The 17716-nt window shown below is 71.1% G+C and carries 16 protein-coding genes; 4 read left to right on the top strand and 12 right to left on the bottom strand.

Going from position 1 to position 17716, the window contains the following annotated elements:
* Nucleotides 1-40 precede the first annotated feature (40 nt).
* From ACOZ38_RS12305 to valS, 4 genes are all read right to left on the bottom strand, one after another.
* Entirely contained in the window at nt 41-721 is a 681-nt protein-coding gene (locus tag ACOZ38_RS12305) for a DUF3710 domain-containing protein (RefSeq protein WP_424530479.1), read from the bottom strand.
* A 13-nt stretch (nt 722-734) separates the two neighbouring features.
* Nucleotides 735-1169 (bottom strand): dUTP diphosphatase, encoded by a 435-nt coding sequence (gene dut, locus ACOZ38_RS12300; RefSeq protein WP_358555570.1) that lies wholly within the window; start codon nt 1167-1169, stop codon nt 735-737.
* A 192-nt stretch (nt 1170-1361) separates the two neighbouring features.
* Complete coding sequence (locus ACOZ38_RS12295) at nt 1362-2525, bottom strand: AI-2E family transporter (protein ID WP_424530478.1); 1164 nt, start codon at nt 2523-2525, stop codon at nt 1362-1364.
* A 138-nt stretch (nt 2526-2663) separates the two neighbouring features.
* Entirely contained in the window at nt 2664-5219 is a 2556-nt protein-coding gene (gene valS / locus ACOZ38_RS12290; protein WP_424530477.1) for a valine--tRNA ligase, read from the bottom strand.
* Between the two features lie 78 nt (nt 5220-5297).
* Between valS and ACOZ38_RS12285 the strand changes: the two genes are divergently transcribed.
* Complete coding sequence (locus ACOZ38_RS12285) at nt 5298-5603, top strand: DUF4235 domain-containing protein (protein WP_424530476.1); 306 nt, start codon at nt 5298-5300, stop codon at nt 5601-5603.
* Between the two features lie 78 nt (nt 5604-5681).
* Here the strand turns inward: ACOZ38_RS12285 and ACOZ38_RS12280 are convergent, their stop codons facing one another.
* From ACOZ38_RS12280 to ACOZ38_RS12260, 5 genes are all read right to left on the bottom strand, one after another.
* Entirely contained in the window at nt 5682-7061 is a 1380-nt protein-coding gene (locus ACOZ38_RS12280; RefSeq protein ID WP_424530474.1) for an alpha,alpha-trehalose-phosphate synthase (UDP-forming), read from the bottom strand.
* A gap of 155 nt (nt 7062-7216) precedes the next feature.
* On the bottom strand, nt 7217-8023 hold the full coding sequence (locus ACOZ38_RS12275; RefSeq protein WP_424530473.1) for a hypothetical protein: 807 nt from the start codon (nt 8021-8023) through the stop codon (nt 7217-7219).
* A gap of 16 nt (nt 8024-8039) precedes the next feature.
* Nucleotides 8040-8339, bottom strand: coding sequence for a DUF4193 domain-containing protein (locus tag ACOZ38_RS12270; protein WP_114029376.1), 300 nt, complete (start codon nt 8337-8339; stop codon nt 8040-8042).
* Nucleotides 8340-8607: 268 nt separating this feature from the next.
* Nucleotides 8608-10086: a sensor histidine kinase gene (locus ACOZ38_RS12265; protein ID WP_424530471.1), complete on the bottom strand. Its 1479-nt coding sequence runs from the start codon at nt 10084-10086 to the stop codon at nt 8608-8610.
* A complete protein-coding gene (locus ACOZ38_RS12260) occupies nt 10083-10736 on the bottom strand; it encodes a response regulator transcription factor (RefSeq protein ID WP_363914629.1) in 654 nt (217 codons plus the stop codon). The genes ACOZ38_RS12265 and ACOZ38_RS12260 overlap by 4 nt, the downstream gene beginning before the upstream one ends.
* A 325-nt stretch (nt 10737-11061) precedes the next feature.
* Between ACOZ38_RS12260 and ACOZ38_RS12255 the strand changes: the two genes are divergently transcribed.
* Nucleotides 11062-11229 (top strand): hypothetical protein, encoded by a 168-nt coding sequence (locus tag ACOZ38_RS12255; protein ID WP_358561898.1) that lies wholly within the window; start codon nt 11062-11064, stop codon nt 11227-11229.
* 67 nt (nt 11230-11296) lie between these two features.
* On the opposite strand, the gene ACOZ38_RS12250 is transcribed toward ACOZ38_RS12255, so the two are convergent.
* Nucleotides 11297-12112: an inositol monophosphatase family protein gene (locus tag ACOZ38_RS12250; protein WP_424530469.1), complete on the bottom strand. Its 816-nt coding sequence runs from the start codon at nt 12110-12112 to the stop codon at nt 11297-11299.
* Nucleotides 12109-14088, bottom strand: coding sequence for a S9 family peptidase (locus ACOZ38_RS12245; protein ID WP_424530467.1), 1980 nt, complete (start codon nt 14086-14088; stop codon nt 12109-12111). Before ACOZ38_RS12245 ends, ACOZ38_RS12250 begins: the two co-directional genes overlap by 4 nt.
* Before the next feature lie 73 nt (nt 14089-14161).
* On the opposite strand from ACOZ38_RS12245, the gene ACOZ38_RS12240 reads away from it, so the two are divergent.
* Entirely contained in the window at nt 14162-15130 is a 969-nt protein-coding gene (locus ACOZ38_RS12240; protein WP_424530465.1) for a ferrochelatase, read from the top strand.
* Here the strand turns inward: ACOZ38_RS12240 and ACOZ38_RS12235 are convergent.
* Nucleotides 15121-16356, bottom strand: a complete 1236-nt coding sequence (locus tag ACOZ38_RS12235) for a lytic transglycosylase domain-containing protein (RefSeq protein WP_424530464.1) — start codon at nt 16354-16356, stop codon at nt 15121-15123. The genes ACOZ38_RS12240 and ACOZ38_RS12235 overlap by 10 nt on opposite strands.
* A gap of 164 nt (nt 16357-16520) precedes the next feature.
* Between ACOZ38_RS12235 and ACOZ38_RS12230 the strand changes: the two genes are divergently transcribed.
* A complete protein-coding gene (locus ACOZ38_RS12230) occupies nt 16521-17705 on the top strand; it encodes an MFS transporter (RefSeq protein ID WP_424530462.1) in 1185 nt (394 codons plus the stop codon).
* Nucleotides 17706-17716 lie beyond the last annotated feature (11 nt).

The raw sequence follows: 17716 nt of genomic DNA, 5'->3' as shown, positions 1-17716 counted from the left end.
AACTCCTCGGGAGCCCATGCGATCCTGACCGCAGCTTACGTCAGCGAACCTCGGTGATCTCAGGCCCACGCTCGAACGGATTGAGGGCCGTCCTGCCCTCCTCGGTCGCCTGCTGCTCGACGGCCTGCCGGGCCTCGGCGGGCAGCCGCAGCTCGATCGGCTCTTTGGGGGCCATGGGCTGGTCTCCGCGCACCACGACGATGTCGCGGATGACGTCCTCCAGAACTTTGCCCGCCTCGGGGTCGGCGATGGCACGGCCGCTGAGGACGCCCCGCAGGAACCAGCGGGGGCCGTCGACGCCGATGAACCGGACCGGCTGCTTGGCGCCGTCCTGCTGGATCTCGGCGGCGAGCTCGGGACCGAAGGGGCCCTGCCGCTCCTCGCAGGCGCCGCCCGCTGCGGTCAGCTCGCGGGTCAGCTCGGAGCGGACCTCGTCCCAGATGCCGCTCTTCTTGGGGGCCGCGAAAGCGTGCACCTGGAGGGCGCTCTCGTTGACCAGCACCACGGCGCCGACGATCTGGTCGCCGGCGACGTTCAGCTGGACCTCGAACCCGGGGCCGATGGGCAGCCGCATGCCGCCCAGATCGACCCGCTCGGTCTCGGGATGGGGCTCGTCGGCGTCCCATGGTCCCGACTCGCGGTCGGACACCGGCGCGTTCTCGGCGACCGGTGCCGACTCCTGTTCTTCCGCATGACGGCGGCGTCGGAACACTTCGTTCACACTCCTTATCGACTTATCGACCGGTGGAGCCGAACCCGCCGGCGCCGCGCGCCGACCCGGGGAGCCGCTCCACCTCGTAGAAAGCTGCCTTCTCCACCCGCTGGACGACGAGCTGGGCGATCCGGTCACCGCGCCTGAGCCGCACGACGTCCTTGGTGTCGGTGTTGAGCAGCGTCACCCTGATCTCGCCCCGGTAGCCGGCGTCGACCGTGCCGGGCGCGTTGACGAGCGTGACGCCGAACTTGGCCGCGAGCCCGGAGCGCGGGTGCACGAAGGCGGCGTACCCGTCGGGCAGCGCGATGGCCACGCCGGTGCCCACCACGGCCCGCTCCCCCGGCAGCAACTCGACGTCCTCCGCGGCGTGGAGGTCGGCTCCCGCGTCGCCCGGATGGGCGTACGAAGGAAGCGGCAGCTCGGGGTCGAGTCGCTGGATCAGCACCTCGATCATGGATTCACCTCGTAGTCGTGGAGCCGCGCCCGGCTGACGGTGTGACCCGGCCCACCGGACCGCGGGACGCGCATCCGGGCACCCGCACCGGCGAACGGCCTTCCGGGCGCGCCGCGGCGGCCCTCAGCCTCAAGGTACGCCCTCGGAGTGACCGGGGCGGAACGGGTGTGCAACGAGTCACGAACCGAGACCTTACCCGCTGTGCTGCGGCGACATGTCCTCTCCCGCGTCAGGCACCTGGTCGGCGGGCGGCTCGGGGGCCGGTGGCGGCTCGTGCGGCACCGCGGGCGGCAGCTCGGGGGGGTGCCTGCGGAGCTCAGGCAGCGCGCGGTAGACCACGGCCGCGACCGGCACCGCGATCGCGGCGCCGGCGATGCCGCCGAGGACGCCACCGATGGCCAGCACCAGGATGATCGCGAGCGGGTGGAACTTCACGGCCCGCCCGACGATCAGGGGCTGGAGCACGTGGTTCTCCAGCTGCTGCTCGACCAGCAGGATGCCGATGAAGACCAGCGCGAACACCGGCCCCTTGGCCCCGAGTGTGACGAGCGCGGCGAGGCCTCCGGCGAAGAAGATGCCGACGATCGGGATGAAGCTGGCGAAGAAGATCAGCACGGCGAGCGGCGCCCAGAGCGGCACCCCCATGCCGAACAGCACGATGCCGATGATCACACCGTGGATCGCGGCCACGATGACGGTGCCATGGATGTACTGCGACAGGGTGTGCCACGCGGCCCGGCCCGCCCGGTCGACACGGGGGGCGTGGGAGCCGAAGCCGCGCAGGAACCACGCCCAGATGCGGTCGCCGTCCTTGAGCATGAAGAACGTGATGAACAGCAGCAGGACGATGGAGGCGAGCACCTCGACGAAGACGGCCGCCGTCGACAGCAGGGTGCTGGTGATCTGGCTGCGCTGCTCGTTGATCTGCTTGGCGATCTCCCCCACCATGTCGGTGAGCTGCGCCTCCTTGAGGTGCAGCGGGCCGGTCAGCAGCCAGCCCTGCACGTCGCGGGCGGTCTTCTGCACCTGCTCGACCAGCCGGGGGAACTCGTCGTTCGCCCGCGTGCCGATGATGAAGCCGAGGCCGACGATGATGGCGAACGCGAAGAGCATGGTGATCCACGTCGCCCAGATGGGACGCAGGCCCGCCGTGCGCAGGCGGTCGGTGAGCGGGAACAGCAGGGCGGTCAGCAGCAGCGCGATGGCCACCGGCAGCGCCACGAAGCTCAGCCGGACGATGATCTGGGCCGAGAAGTAGATCACCACACCGATGACGATGAGGCGCCAGCTCCACGCCGCCATCGCCGACAGAACCGGCGGCACGCTCCGTTCCTGGGTCTCCCGTTCCGCGATCACCTCTCCAGACTGGCACGTCAGACGGCAAAACGCGCACTGGTTACGGTCAGGTTCAAGGTCTGGTCTGCTTCCTCCACATTTCCCCGCCAGGCGATCTGTACGCGCCTGCGGGGAAACGCGGGAAAGGTGTGCCCCTGCTCAGGCGGGGGCGGCCTCGGCGAGCGTGACCTCCACCCTCAGGTCGCCGTCCTGCGGCGAGAGGACGAACTCGTCGACGGCGCCCGCCGCGCACAGGTCGTCCTGCCCGTGGCGCACCAGCTCGACGGCGGAGCCCGCCACGCTGAGCAGCGCCACCTCGGCCCGCATGGACAGCCTGGCCGAGGACTTGGCCTTGCGGACCTCGCGGAGCACCTCGGACACGGTCGGCAGGACCGCCGGGTCGCCGGAGGAGGCGAACCCCGTCAGCTCGGCGGCCGGCCAGGCCGCGCGGTGGACCGACCCCGGCCGCCACCACGACCAGACCTCCTCGGTCACGAACGGCAGGAACGGCGCGAACAGCCGCAGCATCACGTCGAGCGCCCGCCGCAGCGCCGCGCGCGCCGAGTGCGCCCCCGGATCGGACCCGTACGCGCGGGCCTTGACGAGCTCCAGGTAATCGTCGCAGAACTCCCAGAAGAACCGCTCGGTGACCTCAAGGGCCCGGGTGTAGTCGTAGGACTCGAACGCCGCCGTCGCCTCCTCCACGACCCCGGCGAGCCGCGCGAGCATCGACCTGTCGAGCGCCTCGGTGACCTCCCCGGCGGCCTCGCCGAGGCCGAGGACGAACTTCGAGGCGTTGAGGATCTTGATGGCCAGGCGGCGCCCGACCTTGATCTGGCCGGTGTCGAAGGCGGTGTCCGTGCCGGGACGCCCGCCCGCCGCCCAGTAGCGGACGGCGTCCGAGCCGTACTCCTGGAGCAGGCCCATGGGCGTCACTACGTTGCCCCTGGACTTGGACATCTTCTTGCGGTCGGGGTCGAGGATCCACCCGGAGATCGCCGCGTGCCGCCAGGGGGCCACGCCGCTCTCCAGATGCGCCCTGACCACCGAGGCGAACAGCCAGGTGCGGATGATCTCGTGCGCCTGCGGGCGGAGGTCCATCGGGAACACCCGCCCGAACAGGTCGGCGTCGCGCTCCCACCCGCCGATGATCTGCGGTGACAGCGAGGACGTCGCCCAGGTGTCCATGACGTCGGGGTCGGCGGCGAAGCCGAACGGCCTGCCCCGCTGGTCCGGCGCGTACCCGGGCGGCACGTCGCTGGACGGGTCGACGGGCAGCGCCTCCTCGCAGGCCGCGATGGGCGCGTCGTAGATCGGCTCCCCCACGGAGTCCAGGGGGTACCAGACGGGGATGGGGACGCCGAAGAACCGCTGCCGGGAGATCAGCCAGTCGCCCGCGAGGCCCTGGACCCAGTTCTCGTAGCGGACCCGCATGTGCGGCGGGTGCCACGACAGCTCCCTGCCGCGCGAAAGCAGCGCCTGCCGGAGCTCGGCGTCCCGCCCGCCGTTGCGGATGTACCACTGGCGGGTCGTGACGATCTCCAGCGGCCGGTCGCCCTTCTCGTAGAACTTGACCGGGCGGGAGACCTTCCTCGGCTCGCCGGAAAGCTCGCCGGACTCCGCCAGCATCTCGACGATGCGCTCGCGGGCGCTGTGCGCGGTCTTGCCCGCCAGCTCGGCGTACGGCCCGGCGGGGACGCCCTCGGGCGCGTCGGGCAGCAGGCGCCCGTCCCACCCGATGACCGGCCGGGTCGGCAGGTCGAGCTCGCGCCACCAGACGACGTCGGTGACGTCGCCGAAGGTGCAGATCATGGCGATGCCCGAACCCTTGTCGCGCTCGGCGAGGCGGTGGGCCAGGACGGGCACGTGGACGCCGAAGATCGGCGTGCTCACGGTCTTGCCGAACAGCGGCTGGTAGCGCTCGTCGTCGGGGTGGGCGACCAGGGCGACGCAGGCCGGGATCAGCTCGGGCCTGGTGGTCTCGATGTGGACGCCGCCGGCGTGCTCGGTGCCGGGGACCCCACCGAACCGGATGCGGTGGAAGGCCCCCGGCCACTCGCGGTCCTCGAGCTCGGCCTGGGCCACGGCCGTGCGGAACGTGACGTCCCAGAGAGTGGGGCCCTCCGCGACGTACGCCTCGCCGCGCGCGAGGTTGCGCAGGAACCCGCGCTGCGAGGCGGCGCGGGAGGCGTCGTCGATCGTCGCGTAGGTGAGCGACCAGTCGACCGAGAGCCCGAGGTGGCGCCAGAGCTCCTCGAAGGCCTTCTCGTCCTCCTGGGTGAGCCGCTCGCACAGCTCGATGAAGTTGCGCCGGGAGACGTTGACCTGGCGCTTGGGGTCGGGCTTGGCGGGTGGCTCGAAGCCGGGGTCGTAGGGCAGGGAGGGGTCGCAGCGCACGCCGAAGTGGTTCTGCACGCGCCGCTCGGTGGGCAGGCCGTTGTCGTCCCAGCCCATGGGGTAGAAGACCTCACGGCCGCGCATGCGCTGGAAGCGGGCGATCGTGTCGGTGTGGGTGTAGGAGAAGACATGGCCGACATGCAGGGATCCGGACACGGTGGGCGGGGGCGTGTCGATCGAGTAGATCTGGTCCCGCGTCTTCGACCGGTCGAACCGGTAGGTGCCCTCGGCGTCCCAGCGGCCTACCCATACCGACTCGAGCCCATCGAGGGAGGGCTTGTCGGGAACGGTGGTATGGCGCAGTCGCTGTTCGGTCATGGCGCCTTATGGTATGGCGTCGCGGTGCCGACCGGCACGAGGGACTAGGGTTCAGCTAGATCGACGAGGGGAGAAGTCATGGCCAAATCGAATGACACCGAGAAGCCGGACATGGCCTGGCGGCTGATCGGCGCGGTGGTGGCGCTCGGCGTGGGATTCGGCGCCCGCAAGGCCATCGAGTTCGGCTGGCAGAAGACCACGGGCAAGAAGCCCCCGGCCGACCCCAACTCGCTGGAGACCAGCCTGGCCGAGGCGATCGGCTTCGCCGTGGTGCTGGGCGTCGGCATGGAGGTCGCCCGCATCGTGGCCACCCGCACCGCCCACAAGAGGTACCAGGCGTGGAAGGCCGTCCCCGGCAAGGTCGAGCGGGCCGTCAAGTCCTAGCCCGGGCCGTCCCTTCGGGGCCGTTCCCGTGCCGTGCCGGCCACTCTTTCGTGACCGGCGACGGCGAGGGTCATGCGGTCAGCGTTCGAGGGCGGCGAGGAACTCCCCGGCCCACCGGTCGACGTCGTAGGTGGCCACCCGGCGGCGCATCGAGCGCATCCGGCGGGACAGCTCGTGGGGCGTGGCCCGCATGGCGGCGACCATCTGCCGCTTGAGCCCCTCCACGTCGTAGGGGTTGACGAGGAAGGCGTGTTTCAGCTCGTCGGCCGCCCCGGCGAACTCGCTGAGCACCAGCGCGCCGCGCAGGTCGTGCCGGCAGGCGACGTACTCCTTGGCGACGAGGTTCATGCCGTCGCGCAGCGGCGTCACCACCATGACGTCGGCCGCGCAGTAGAGGGCGGCCAGCTCTTCGCGGTCGTAGGACTGGTGGAAGTAGTTCACCGGGGGCACACCGAGCACTCCGTGCTGCCCGTTGATCCGCCCGACGCGCAGCTCGATGTCGTCGCGCAGGTGGCGGTACTCCTCGACGCGCTCCCTGCTCGGGGTGGCGATCTGGACGAACACCGCCTCCCCCGGGCTGACCGTCTTGTCCGCGAGCAGCTCCCCGAAGGCCTTGAGGCGCTGGCCGATGCCCTTGGTGTAGTCGAGCCGGTCGACGCCGAGCAGGACGTGCTCGGGCTCGCCAAGCTCGGCGCGGATCTCCTTCGCGCGGGCGAGGATGTGCGGTTCCCGTACGAGGTTGTCCAGCTCGCCGAAGTCGACCGAGATCGGGAACGCCTCGGCGCGCACCGTGCGGTCGCCGACGACGATCTCCGAGCGCTGGTTCTGCAGGCCGAGCTGGCGGCGGCAGAGCCGGATGAAGTTGGAGGCGCCACCGGGCCGCTGGAAGCCCACCAGGTCGGCGCCGAGCAGGCCTTCGAGGATCTCGCGCCGCCACGGGAGCTGCCAGAACAGCTCGGCCGGCGGGAAGGGGATGTGGAGGAAGAATCCGATCTTCAGGTCGGGGCGCAGCGCCCTCAGCATCGCGGGGACGAGCTGGAGCTGGTAGTCCTGCACCCAGACGACGGCGTTCTCGGCGGCGATGTCGGCGGCGGCCCTGGCGAACCGCTCGTTGACCGCGCGGTAGGCGTCCCAGAGCACCCGGGAGTAGATCGGCGTGGCGACGACGTCGTGGTAGAGGGGCCAAAGGGTCGCGTTGGAGAAGCCCTCGTAGTAGAGCTCGACCTCGTTGGCGGAGAGGGGTACGGGGATGAGGTTCATGCCGTCGTGCTCGAAGGGCTTGAGCTCCTCGCTGGGAGCTCCGTGCCAGCCCAGCCACGCGCCGTCACGGCGCTGCATCACGGGCGCGATCGCCGTCACCAGCCCGCCGGGACTGCGCCGCCATGACGCTGTGCCGTCGGCTGTGATGGTCCTGTCCACAGGCAACCGGTTCGCGACGATCAGGAATGAGCTGCGCACACGTCCTCCCTCGTGATCGGTTTAGGACCACCTTACGAAATCGGACGCGGCGCTCTGTACAGGGCCTCCGGCTATGGAGTATGCGGGTTTCCGTCCGGGCGGCCTACCGGGCCAGCCAAATCGGACAAATAGCTCGTAAAAGGGAGGAAAAGGTATCAGCGTGGGGGTGGCAGTGCCCGCTGGCGTCGCAGGTCGGCGCGCACCGTCTCGGCCAGGCGCTTGGTCGCGATCCGGTTGAGCGCTCCCCCGGCGACGGCGCCGGTCAGGAACGGGCCCAGAGTGGTCAGGTGACGGCCCATGGTGCGCAGCAGCCGCTTGCGTAACCCGGCCTTCGCGGCGGCCCCGAGTGCCAGCTGCACCGAGGCCGGTGACAGCGGGTCGACGCCCCGCTGCCTGGACCAGGCGACCGAGAAGGCCATGGCCCGCTGGCTCCCCGAGCCCTGCACCTGCACCCCGTACACCTCGTGCAGCTCGGCGAGGAGCTTGACCTCGATCGCGGCGACCACGAGGGTCTCGGCCACGAGCTGGGCGGGCGCGGAGAGCAGGAGCGGCGGCGCCGCGAACTCCGCGGCCGCCAGGGCTCCGCCGATCGCCCCTACCGCCATCGTGGCCTTGCTGGCGGTGCGGACGAGATCGTCGGCGAGCTGCTCGCCGGTCAGACCGTAGTGATGCTCCTGAAGTGCCGCGAGGTCACGGATGGGAAGGCGCGGCGCGATGGACGCGAACACGTCCGCGAGCCAGCGGCCCCGTCCGGCGCCGGACGCGCGCGCCCGCTTCCTGGCCGTGACCAGCGCCGTACTGAGGCGGCCGAGCAGCCTCCGCCGCTCGGCCCCATCCATGTCACCCGCGTCGGACAGCTTGCCGACGAGCTCGACGACCTCGGCGTTGGCGTCGGTCGCGGGCCCGGGCAACGCGGGCCGCCCCGGCTGGTCCTGCGATGATCGATCCGCTCCTGATGTCACGGACCCTCCCAGAGTCTCAGGCGGCACATTCGCGGCAGATCTGCTGCCCGCCCTTGTCAGAGGCGAGCTGACTGCGGTGATGCACCAGGAAGCAGCGCGAGCATGTGAACTCGTCCGCCTGCCTGGGAATCACCCGGAGTGACAGCTCCTCGTTCGACAGATCAGCACCCGGCAGCTCGAGCGACTCGGCGAGATCGGTCTCGTCGATGTCGATGCTCCCGGAGGACTTGTCGGTCCGCCGGGCCTGGAGCTCCTGGAGGCTGTCCTCACTCAGGTCGTCGTCTGTCTTGCGCGGGCTGTCGTAATCGGTGGCCATTTGCGTATTCATCCCCCTCATCTATGGCTTGCGCGTCGCGCGTCTGTAACGTCTGGGCGGTCCATCTTGTGCCCGTATCTCTCGGGGAATTTTGCAATCGGTACCCCGTCAGAACGGTCGATGAACCTCCTAACACGTGAGGGCCTTGCCGCCTTCGCCGCCCGGTTAGCCAAATATGGCGAAAACCTAAGCATTGGCCACAGGACCCATCGTGTTCGACGGCACATCCAACCACATGTCTGGCGTGAACGAGACGCCCCCCGCCGTATCAACCCGCCGGAAGTCGCACCGTCATCACGAGCCCCCCGCCTTCCCGTGGGACCGCCTTGACGATCCCCTGATGGGCGCGGACCACCGCGCGCACGATGGACAGCCCGAGCCCTGCGCCGCGCGCGGATTCCACGCGGTCGGAGTTGAGGCGCCTGAACGGTTCGAACAGGTCGTCCACCTCGTACGCGGGCACGTGCGGCCCAGTGTTGGCCACCTGAACAACGGGAGTGCCGTCCACCATTCCCGTGCGCAGCCAGACCTCACCGGACTCGGGAAGGTTGTGCTTGATCGCATTCTCCACGAGGTTGGCCACCAGTCGCTCCACCAGCACCGGGTCCCCCACCGTGGGGGCGGGGCGGAGATCGACGTGCACGGTGACCTTGGTCTCCTCGGCGAAGGACGCGTGCTGCTCCACCACCGCCTGCCCGACGTCCTGGAGATCGACGGGCTTGCGCACCGCCAGCTCGCGTTCGCTACGGGCGAGCAGCAGCAGGCCCTCGATCAGGTGCTCGTTCCTGGCGTTCGTGCCGAGCAGCGTACGGCCCAGCACCCTCAGGTCCTCCGAGGCGTGTGGATCACCTAGGGCGACCTCCAGCACGGTGCGGTTGATCGCCAGCGGGGTGCGCAGCTCGTGGGAGGCGTTGTCGACGAACCGCCGCTGGGCGTCGAAGGCGCGGTTGAGGCGGGTGAGCATGGCGTCGAAAGTGTCGGCCAGCTCCTTCAGCTCGTCGTCCGGGCCCTGGAGGTCGATGCGATCGTGGGCGAGCGAGGTCTCCGACAGCCGGCGTGCGGTGGCGGTCATCTTCTGGACCGGCCGCAGCGCCCGGTCGGCCACGAAGTAGCCCAGGATCAGCGCGAGGATTCCCACCCCTCCGAGCGCCAGCAGCGACCGGTGCAGGACGTGGGTCTGCGCGGCGGCGATCGTGGACTGCCGGTAGTGGTCCCACTGCTGCTGGACCTGGATCACCACCTGCGCGGGCCACTCGTCATAGATGGGGAACTCGGGCCACGCCTGGCTGATGGCGCCGCCCACGAAGGAGTAGATCACGAACAGCAGAAGCGCTCCCGCCACGAAGAACAGGGCGCCGTAGGTCAGCGTGAGCCGTACCCGGATGCTCATCCGCCCGGTGATCCGCTTCAGCTGGGCGATCAGGTCCTGCGGGACGGGGTTGGAGGCGACCGGCGGCGGGCCGTCCCAGGCGGGAGGTCCATTCGGCGGGGGTGGCGAGGTCCGCGGGCGGAACGACCAGCGCGTGCTCTCGACGGTCGGCTGCTCACTTCTCCAGACGTCCGGGGCCGGGCGCTCGGCCTCCGGCCCTCGCGACGACTCTCCCGCCCGGACCGACAGCGCCCCGGCCCCCGGCGAACCGGACGACTCCTCCGCGCCCGGAGGCAACGGGGAGCCCGGTGGAACGATGACCGGCTGGGGCGAGGAGAAGGTCGGCCGCCCGGCCGCCCCGTCGCGTTCCGCGCTCACAGCTTGTATCCCACTCCTGGCACGGTCTCGATCACCGCCGGGTCGCCTAGCTTCTTGCGCAGGGTCATCATCGTGACCCGCACCACGTTGGTGAACGGGTCGATGTTCTCGTCCCACGCCTTGTCCAGCAGGTCCTCCTGGCTGACCACGGCCCCCTCGGCCCGCATCAGCTCCTCGAGGACGGCGAACTCCTTCTTGGTGAGCGCGATCTCGTTGTCCTCCCTGGTCACCAGGCGCTTGCCCGGGTCGAGGCGGATGCCCGCGCGCTCCAGCACGGGCGGCAGCGCGGGAGCCGACCGCCGGCCGAGCGCCCGCACGCGCGCCACGAGCTCCATGAAGGCGAACGGCTTGGCGAGGTAGTCGTCGGCGCCCAGCTCAAGGCCCTCGACCTTGTCGTCCACCTCGCCCGAGGCGGTCAGCATCAGGATGCGCGTGGCCGTGCGCTGCGCCACGAGCCGCCTGCAGACCTCGTCACCGTGGATCTTCGGCAGGTCGCGGTCGAGCACGACCACGTCGTAGTCGATGTACCCCGTGCGCTCCAGCGCGCCGGCGCCGTCGTACGCCACGTCCACGGCCATCGCCTCGCGGCGGAGCCCCGTCGCGATCGCGTCCGCGAGCACCCGCTCATCTTCCACCACAAGCACCCGCACGGCCCCTGGCACCTCCTGTAGTCCGGACCTGGCGCGACCAGTCCTGTACAACCGCCCCTGGCGACGCGCGTGGCGCCCGTCCAGGCAGTACAGCTCGCAGGCTCATTGTTGCCACATTTGGCTTAAGCGCATGGTAAGCACTCGCCGACAGTGCGGCGGACAGGTGACATAAAGCACACTCCAGACATCCGGCATTCGTGGTTTAAGGGAGACAGCCGGGTGGGTAGACCCGCAAGACCCACTCGCACCGCCGGGGAAGATTCTGTGCTCTCCCCAGGCTGTACGTGGCACGACTGCTCCTTCGCCCCTCGAGAAAGAAGGTGAGATGGGCGAGTTCACCACCACGATCGAAAATCGGCTCGACCAGGCCTACAAGGGTCTCCAGGAGGCACGCACCAGTGGCGACGACTTCCTCGCCGACACTCTCTGCGCGGAGATAGAGGATCTACGCCGGATCGCCGTCGACAACGGCGTCTCCATCCAGCACTGCTGACCCTCCTTCAACGACATCAGGGGCCCGCCCGTCCACCGGGTGGGCCCCTCGTCATGTCCGGGCCGCCCTAGGCGTCGCGCTCCGGGTCCAGGGGCGTCAGGAGGTCCTGGAGCTCCTCGAACAGGCCCGGGGGCGCGCACACCGTCATGCCGGGGTTGTACGGCCGGCCGCCGAGGCCGCCGATCACCGCCCCCGCCTCGGCCGCGATCAGGCCGCCCGCCGCGAAGTCCCAGTACTCCGGGCCCCGCTCGTAGTAGCCGTCCACCCGCCCGGCCGCCACCGAGCAGAGATCGGACGCGCAGGACCCGCCCCTGCGGATGTCGCGCACCTTCGGCAGCACGTGGGTGAGCACCTCCGCCTGCACCGCCCGCCGTCCGGGCTGGTAGCCGAAGCCGGTGGCGATCAGAGCCTGCGACAGGGGCACCGCGGCGTTGCAGCGCAGCGGCATGGCCGGGAGGCCTTCCCTGAGCAGTTCCGCCCCGCCGCCCTTCTCCGCGGCGAACAGCTCGCCGCGCGGCACCACGTTGACCACGCCCGCGACGACCTCGCCGTCGACCTCCACGGCGATGCTCACCGCCCAGTCGGGCAGGCCGTACATGAAGTTGACGGTGCCGTCGATCGGGTCGACGACCCAGCGGACGCGGCCCTCTCCGGTCACCTCGCCTCCGGTCTCGCCGCCCTCCTCGCCGAGGATCGCATCGCCGGGCCTGGCGGCCCTGACGCGGCTCCTGATCAGTTCCTCGGAGGCCCGGTCCAGCGCGGTCACCACGTCGGTCCGGCTGGACTTGGTCTCCACCGCCTCCGGGCGCGCCGGGCGCTTGGCGACCAGCATCTCGCCCGCCTCGCGGGCGATGCCCACCGCCAGGTCCAGAAAGTCCGTCATGCCACCGACTCCGGGCGCTTCCACTGCTCGCCGAGGACGTGCTGCGCCAGGAAGGCCAGGACCGTCTCGTACCAGGCGATCACATTGCCCGGCTTGAGGATCCAGTGGTTCTCGTCGGGGAAGTACAGGAACTTGGACTCGACCGACGATCTCCGCAGGTCCCACCAGAGCCGCAGGGCCTCGCCGATCGGCACGCGGTAGTCCTTGTCGCCGTGGATGACGAGCATCGGCGTCCTGATCTCGTCGAGCGAGTGGTGGGGCGACAGCAGCCGGTAGCGGTCGGAACCCGGGGCCCCGAACTCCCGCTGCCAGTAAAGCGCCGAGTCGGTGGTGCCGGCGAACTGGTCGAGGTTCCACAGGGACGCGTGGGTGACGACCGCGCGGAACCGGTCGGTGTGCCCTGCGACCCAGTTGGCCATGTAACCGCCGAACGAGCCGCCCATGACGCCCGTGCGCCCGGCGTCGATGTCGGGCCTGGCCACGCACGCGTCGGTGATCGCCATCAGGTCGGCGTGCGTGCGGGGGCCCCAGTCGCCCCAGCCGCGCTGGATCATCTGCTGCCCGTAGCCGGTGGACAGGCACGGGTCCGGCATGAGGACGGCGTAGCCGTGCTCTGCCATGATCCACGGGTTCCACCGCCACGACCAGTCGGTCCAGCTCGCGAGCGGCCCGCCGTGGATCCACAGCAGCAGCGGGGCCGGGTTGCCCGCCGAGGCGCCGGGGGGCAGCACGAGCCAGCCCCTGATCTCCACTCCGTCGTCGGCGACCGTGGACACCTCGGTGAGCGTCCCCGGGATCTCCACCGCGGGCGCGGGCGAGGGCAGCTCGGTGATCTCGCCGCTCTCGAGGGCGATGCGCACGGGGACGGCGGGGCCCGCGACCGAGCTGCGCAGCGCGTACAGGTAGCGGCCGTCGGGCGAGGGGCAGGGCTCGATGAAGGCGTCGTCGCCCGGCGTCAGCCGTACCAGGTCGCCCGTGAGGCCCACCTGGAAGATCGGGCGGCGGCCTCGGTCGTCGGCCACCACGTACACCGACCGCGAGTCGGCCGCCCACACGGTGGCCGACGGGGCGAGATCGGCGGTGAGCGCGGACCCCTCACCGGTGGCGAGGTCGGCGATCCACAGCGCGAACTCGACGGCCCGCTCCTCGGTGGCGTGCAGCTCGCGCCAGCAGGCGACCTTGGAACCGTCCGGGGAGATCTCCATCGGGCCGGAGAAGTCGTGCTCGCCGGAGGAGGCGAGGACGCGCCGCTCCCCGGTCGCGGCGTCGATCGCCACCAGATCGGTACGCGACCGCCCGGCGGGCAGCGGCACCGTCCACGTGGTGACGACCGTCGAGCCGTCGGGGGTGACCGCGAACGGCGCCTCGGTCAGGGCGCCACCCGGCTCGGGGGTGAGATCGCGGGGCTCGGTGAGACCGGGGAGACCGGCGGCGAACAGCCGCGTCTGGCCCGGACCGAGATCGTGGTCCCAGAAGCGGATCGGGTATCCCTCGTGGAGGATCGCGCTGGTCCCGCTCTCCTTCCTGGACTTGCGCCGGTCCGCCTCGGTGGCCGCGTCTCCGGCGAGCACGTCGGCGGCGAAGACGACCGTGTCGCCGCCCACTTCGAGCCCTCCGACGCCTCCGGGTCTCTCGGCCAGCTTGCGGGCCTCGCCGCCCCTGGCCGGGAGCACCCACAGCGCGGGGACCTCGTCCTCGGGCTGGTCCTTGACCGTCGGGTCGGGGCGCCGCGACACGAACAGCAGGTCGCCGTCCGGGGCGAACCGCGCGCCGGTCTCCCCCTTGGCCGAGCGGGTCAGGCGGTGCGCCTCGCCTCCTGGCTCGGTGGGCACCTCCCAGATCGAGGTGCCGTACGACTTCCCGTCGGGGTTGAGCGACTGGACGACGGAGACCAATCGGGACCCGTCCGGAGAGAGCCGCAGCGACAACAGGCGCGGCACACCGACAAATTCGCGAATGTCCTTAAAGAGGCTCACTTCTCCGAACCTACCCCCACCCGCTCGCCCGCCCCTAGAGCCCGCCGTCCCTGGGATGCGGTTGGATGGTGGCATGGCACGTTACGACGCGTTGCTGGTCGTCTCCTTCGGCGGCCCCGAGAAGCCCGAAGACGTTATGCCGTTCCTGGAAAACGTCGTCCGCGGCAGGGGCGTGCCCCGTGAGCGCCTGCTCGAGGTCGAGGCCCACTACCAGGGCGTCGGCGGGGTGAGCCCGATCAATCAGCAGTGCCGCGACCTGATCACGGCCCTGCGGCCCGAGGTCGACATCCCGATCTACTGGGGCAACCGCAACTGGCATCCCTTCCTGGCGGACACGCTGCGGAAGATGGCGGCCGACGGCGTCACGCGGTCGGCGGCGTTCATCACCGCGGCCTACAGCTCCTATTCGAGCTGCCGTCAGTATCTCGACGACATCGCCCAGGCCCGCGCGGAGGTGCCCGGCGCGCCCGAGATCGTACGGCTGCGTCACTACTTCGACCATCCCGGCTTCATCGCCGCCATGGCCGACCACACCCGCGAGGCGCTCGACCGGCTCCCCGAGGAGCACCGCGACCAGGCCCGGCTGGTGTTCACCGCCCACAGCATCCCGACGTCCATGGCCGCCTCCTCCGGGCCGTCCGGCGGGGCATACGAGGCCCAGCTCCGCGCCGCCGCCACGCTGGTGGCGGGCGACCGGCCGTGGGATCTGGTGTGGCAGAGCCGCAGCGGGCCGCCGCAGGTCCCGTGGCTGGAGCCCGACGTGTGCGACCACCTGGCGGCGCTGCGCGCCTCGGGCACGCGGGCCGTGGTGCTGGTGCCCATCGGGTTCGTCTCCGACCACATGGAGGTCGTCTACGACCTCGACACCGAGGCCGCGGGCGTCGCGCGCGAGCTGGGCATGCACCTCACCCGGGCCGCCACGGCGGGCACCCATCCGCGGTTCGTGTCCATGGTGCGCGAGCTGCTCGACGAGCCGGAGCCGCTGCTGCCCTGTGCCGCCGCCACCTGCTGCCCCGCGCCCCGCCGCCGCCCTCAGGCGTAGGCGCGGGCGTAGGAATCGGCGATGCCGAGCACCTTGTTCACGTAGTCCCACGAGTGGTTGTAGCGGTAGACCGCCGAGCGGAGCTTCGCCCCGCCGAGGCCGCCGCCGTTGGCGCACAGGTAGCGAGCGGCGGACGGCACCGCGTCGTACGGGCTCCAGATGTCGGCCTTGCCGTCCCCGTCGCCGTCGACCCCGTACGCCTTCCAGGTGGCGGGCATGAACTGCATCGGGCCGAGCGCGCCCGCCGACGAGGGGCCGTTGTTGCGCCCGTGGCCGCTCTCGACCTGCCCGATCGCCGCGAGCACGGTCCACGAGAGGCCGGGGCAGACGCCCGCGGAGAGCTTGTAGAGGTCGAGGTAGCTGCCGGGCCGTCCGACCAGTGAGGTGCCCGGCCGCCCGGCCACCGGGGGCAGGGTCGTGTCAGGCCGGGCCGCCGGCGGGGGCGAGGTCACCGCGCGGCGCGCGCCGATCACCACGACCTGCGCGCCCGGGCCCAGCAGCCGCTTGATCCGGGAGCCCACAGAGGCGGCCTTGCTCGCGGGGGTGTGGACGAGGACGGCCACGCCGGGCACCAGGCCGAGGCCCCGGCCGACCTCCTTGGTGACCAGCCCGTCGACGCCCGGGAGGCCGAACGGCGCGGACGCGGCGACGCGGAGCCGGGAGCCGCCGCCCGCCTCGTACTCGCCGCCGAGCTGCAGCCTGTAGTGCCCGGCCGTCTTGGACTCGGCGATGAACTCGCCGCGCGCCAGCGCGTCCCACACCTCGGGCTCGCCCGCGATGGCCTTCGGCGCCCACGGGCGGTACTCGGCCGGGTCGACGGCGAGGAGGTTCAGCGTGGCGGCGGAGAAGCGGACCGCTCCCCCGTCGGCCACGGCCACCTTCGTCACGTCCTTCAGCGCGGCGATCTCCCGCAGGGTCGCCTCACCGACCTGCTCGCGCGCGACGGCGATCAGCCGGGGCGGCGTGGGCGCGACGGGGCCGTCCGCACCGGGGGAGGGCGCCTGGGACGGGGAGGGGGACGGCGCCGAGGCGAGCACCGGGAAGGGGGACACCGGCGCGGTGAGGTCACGGACGTCCGAGAGGGGTGTGCCCGCCGCCTCGGGAGCGTCCGCGGCCGGCTGGTGGAGGATCAGGAACGCGCTGCCGGCCACCGAGCCGAGGGCGGTGAGGATGGCGAGCCCCGCCATGACGGCGCGCGGCGGCACGAGCCGGAGACGATGGGACACTAGACCCACGTTAAACCCACGAATCCTGTTTCGTGTACGTTGCCGAAAAATCACTTGCTGCATCCGCGAATGGTGCGCAAGGGTACAAAGGGACTGTTCGACGCGCACCGGGGGTGCGCGAAAGGGGCGAGATCGTGGTCGGGCCGTATCGAGGGCTCTTCAGCATGCCCGGCACCAAAGGCTTCGTCATCGCCGGTTTCGTCGGGCGTATGCCGATGTCGATGCTCGGGATCGGCATCGTCCTTCTCATCTCGGCCCTCACCGGCTCGTACGCGACCGCCGGAGCGATCTCGGCGACCGTCGCCGTGGCCTACGCGGTCGCCGCCCCGCTGTCGGGACGGCTGGTGGACAGGTTGGGCCAGTCAAGAGTACTCATCCCGTTCGTCGTCCTGCACGGCGCCGCGCTGGTCACGATGATGCTCTGCGCCCAGTACGGGGCCCCCATGTGGACGCTGTTCGCCTCGGGTGTGGTGGTCGGCGGGGCCGCCACCTCGCTCGGCTCGATGGTCCGCGCCCGCTGGTCCCACCTGCTGGGCGGGTCGGCCCGGCTCCACACGGCGTTCTCCTTCGAGTCCGTGGCGGACGAGGTGATCTTCGTCGCGGGGCCGGCGCTGGTGACCGGGCTCACGACCATGGTCAACCTCTACGCCGGGCTGATCCTCGCGCTGGTCTGCACGATCATCGGCACCGTGGCCTTCGCCCTCCAGCGGCGGACCGAGCCGCCCGCGCGGCCGGGCGCGTCGCAGTCGGGCAGCCCCATCACGATCCCGGGCGTCGCGCTGCTGTCCTGCGTGTTCCTGGCGATGGGCGCGGTGTTCGGCTCGGTGGACCTGATCACGGTGGCGTTCGCCGAGGACAACGGCGCCAAGGCCGCCTCGGGCCTGCTGCTCGGGTCCTTCGCCGCCGGCAGCATGGTCTCCGGCCTCTGGTACGGCTTCCGCCAGTGGCGGATCTCGCTGCGCCACCGCTTCGTGCGGGGCCTCGGGGTGTTCGCCGTCGGGCTGACCCCGATCCTGCTCATCGGCGACACGCGGATCATGGCCGTCGCCCTGTTCTTCGCCGGTCTGGCCATCTCGCCGACGATCATCACGGGCTACGCGCTGATCGAGCGGCTGGTGCCCGCGCACCTGCTGACCGAGGGGATGTCCTGGATCTCGACCGCCGTCGGGTTCGGCGTGGCGATCGGCGCGTGGGCCGGGGGGCGGCTCACCGACTCGTTCGGGGCGTCCAACTCCTACGCGTTCTCCTTCGTGGCCGCGCTGCTGGCGGTGGGCATCGGCGTGGGCGGCAACACCCTGCTCCGCACTCCCGAGATCGGCCCGGCGGACGCCCGTTCATCGGCGGCGTGATCCGGCTTACA

This window comes from Sphaerisporangium viridialbum, from assembly GCF_049674955.1.
GTDB classification, from domain to species: Bacteria; Actinomycetota; Actinomycetes; order Streptosporangiales; family Streptosporangiaceae; genus Sphaerisporangium; species Sphaerisporangium viridialbum.
This window is presented reverse-complemented; position numbering and strand designations above follow the sequence as displayed.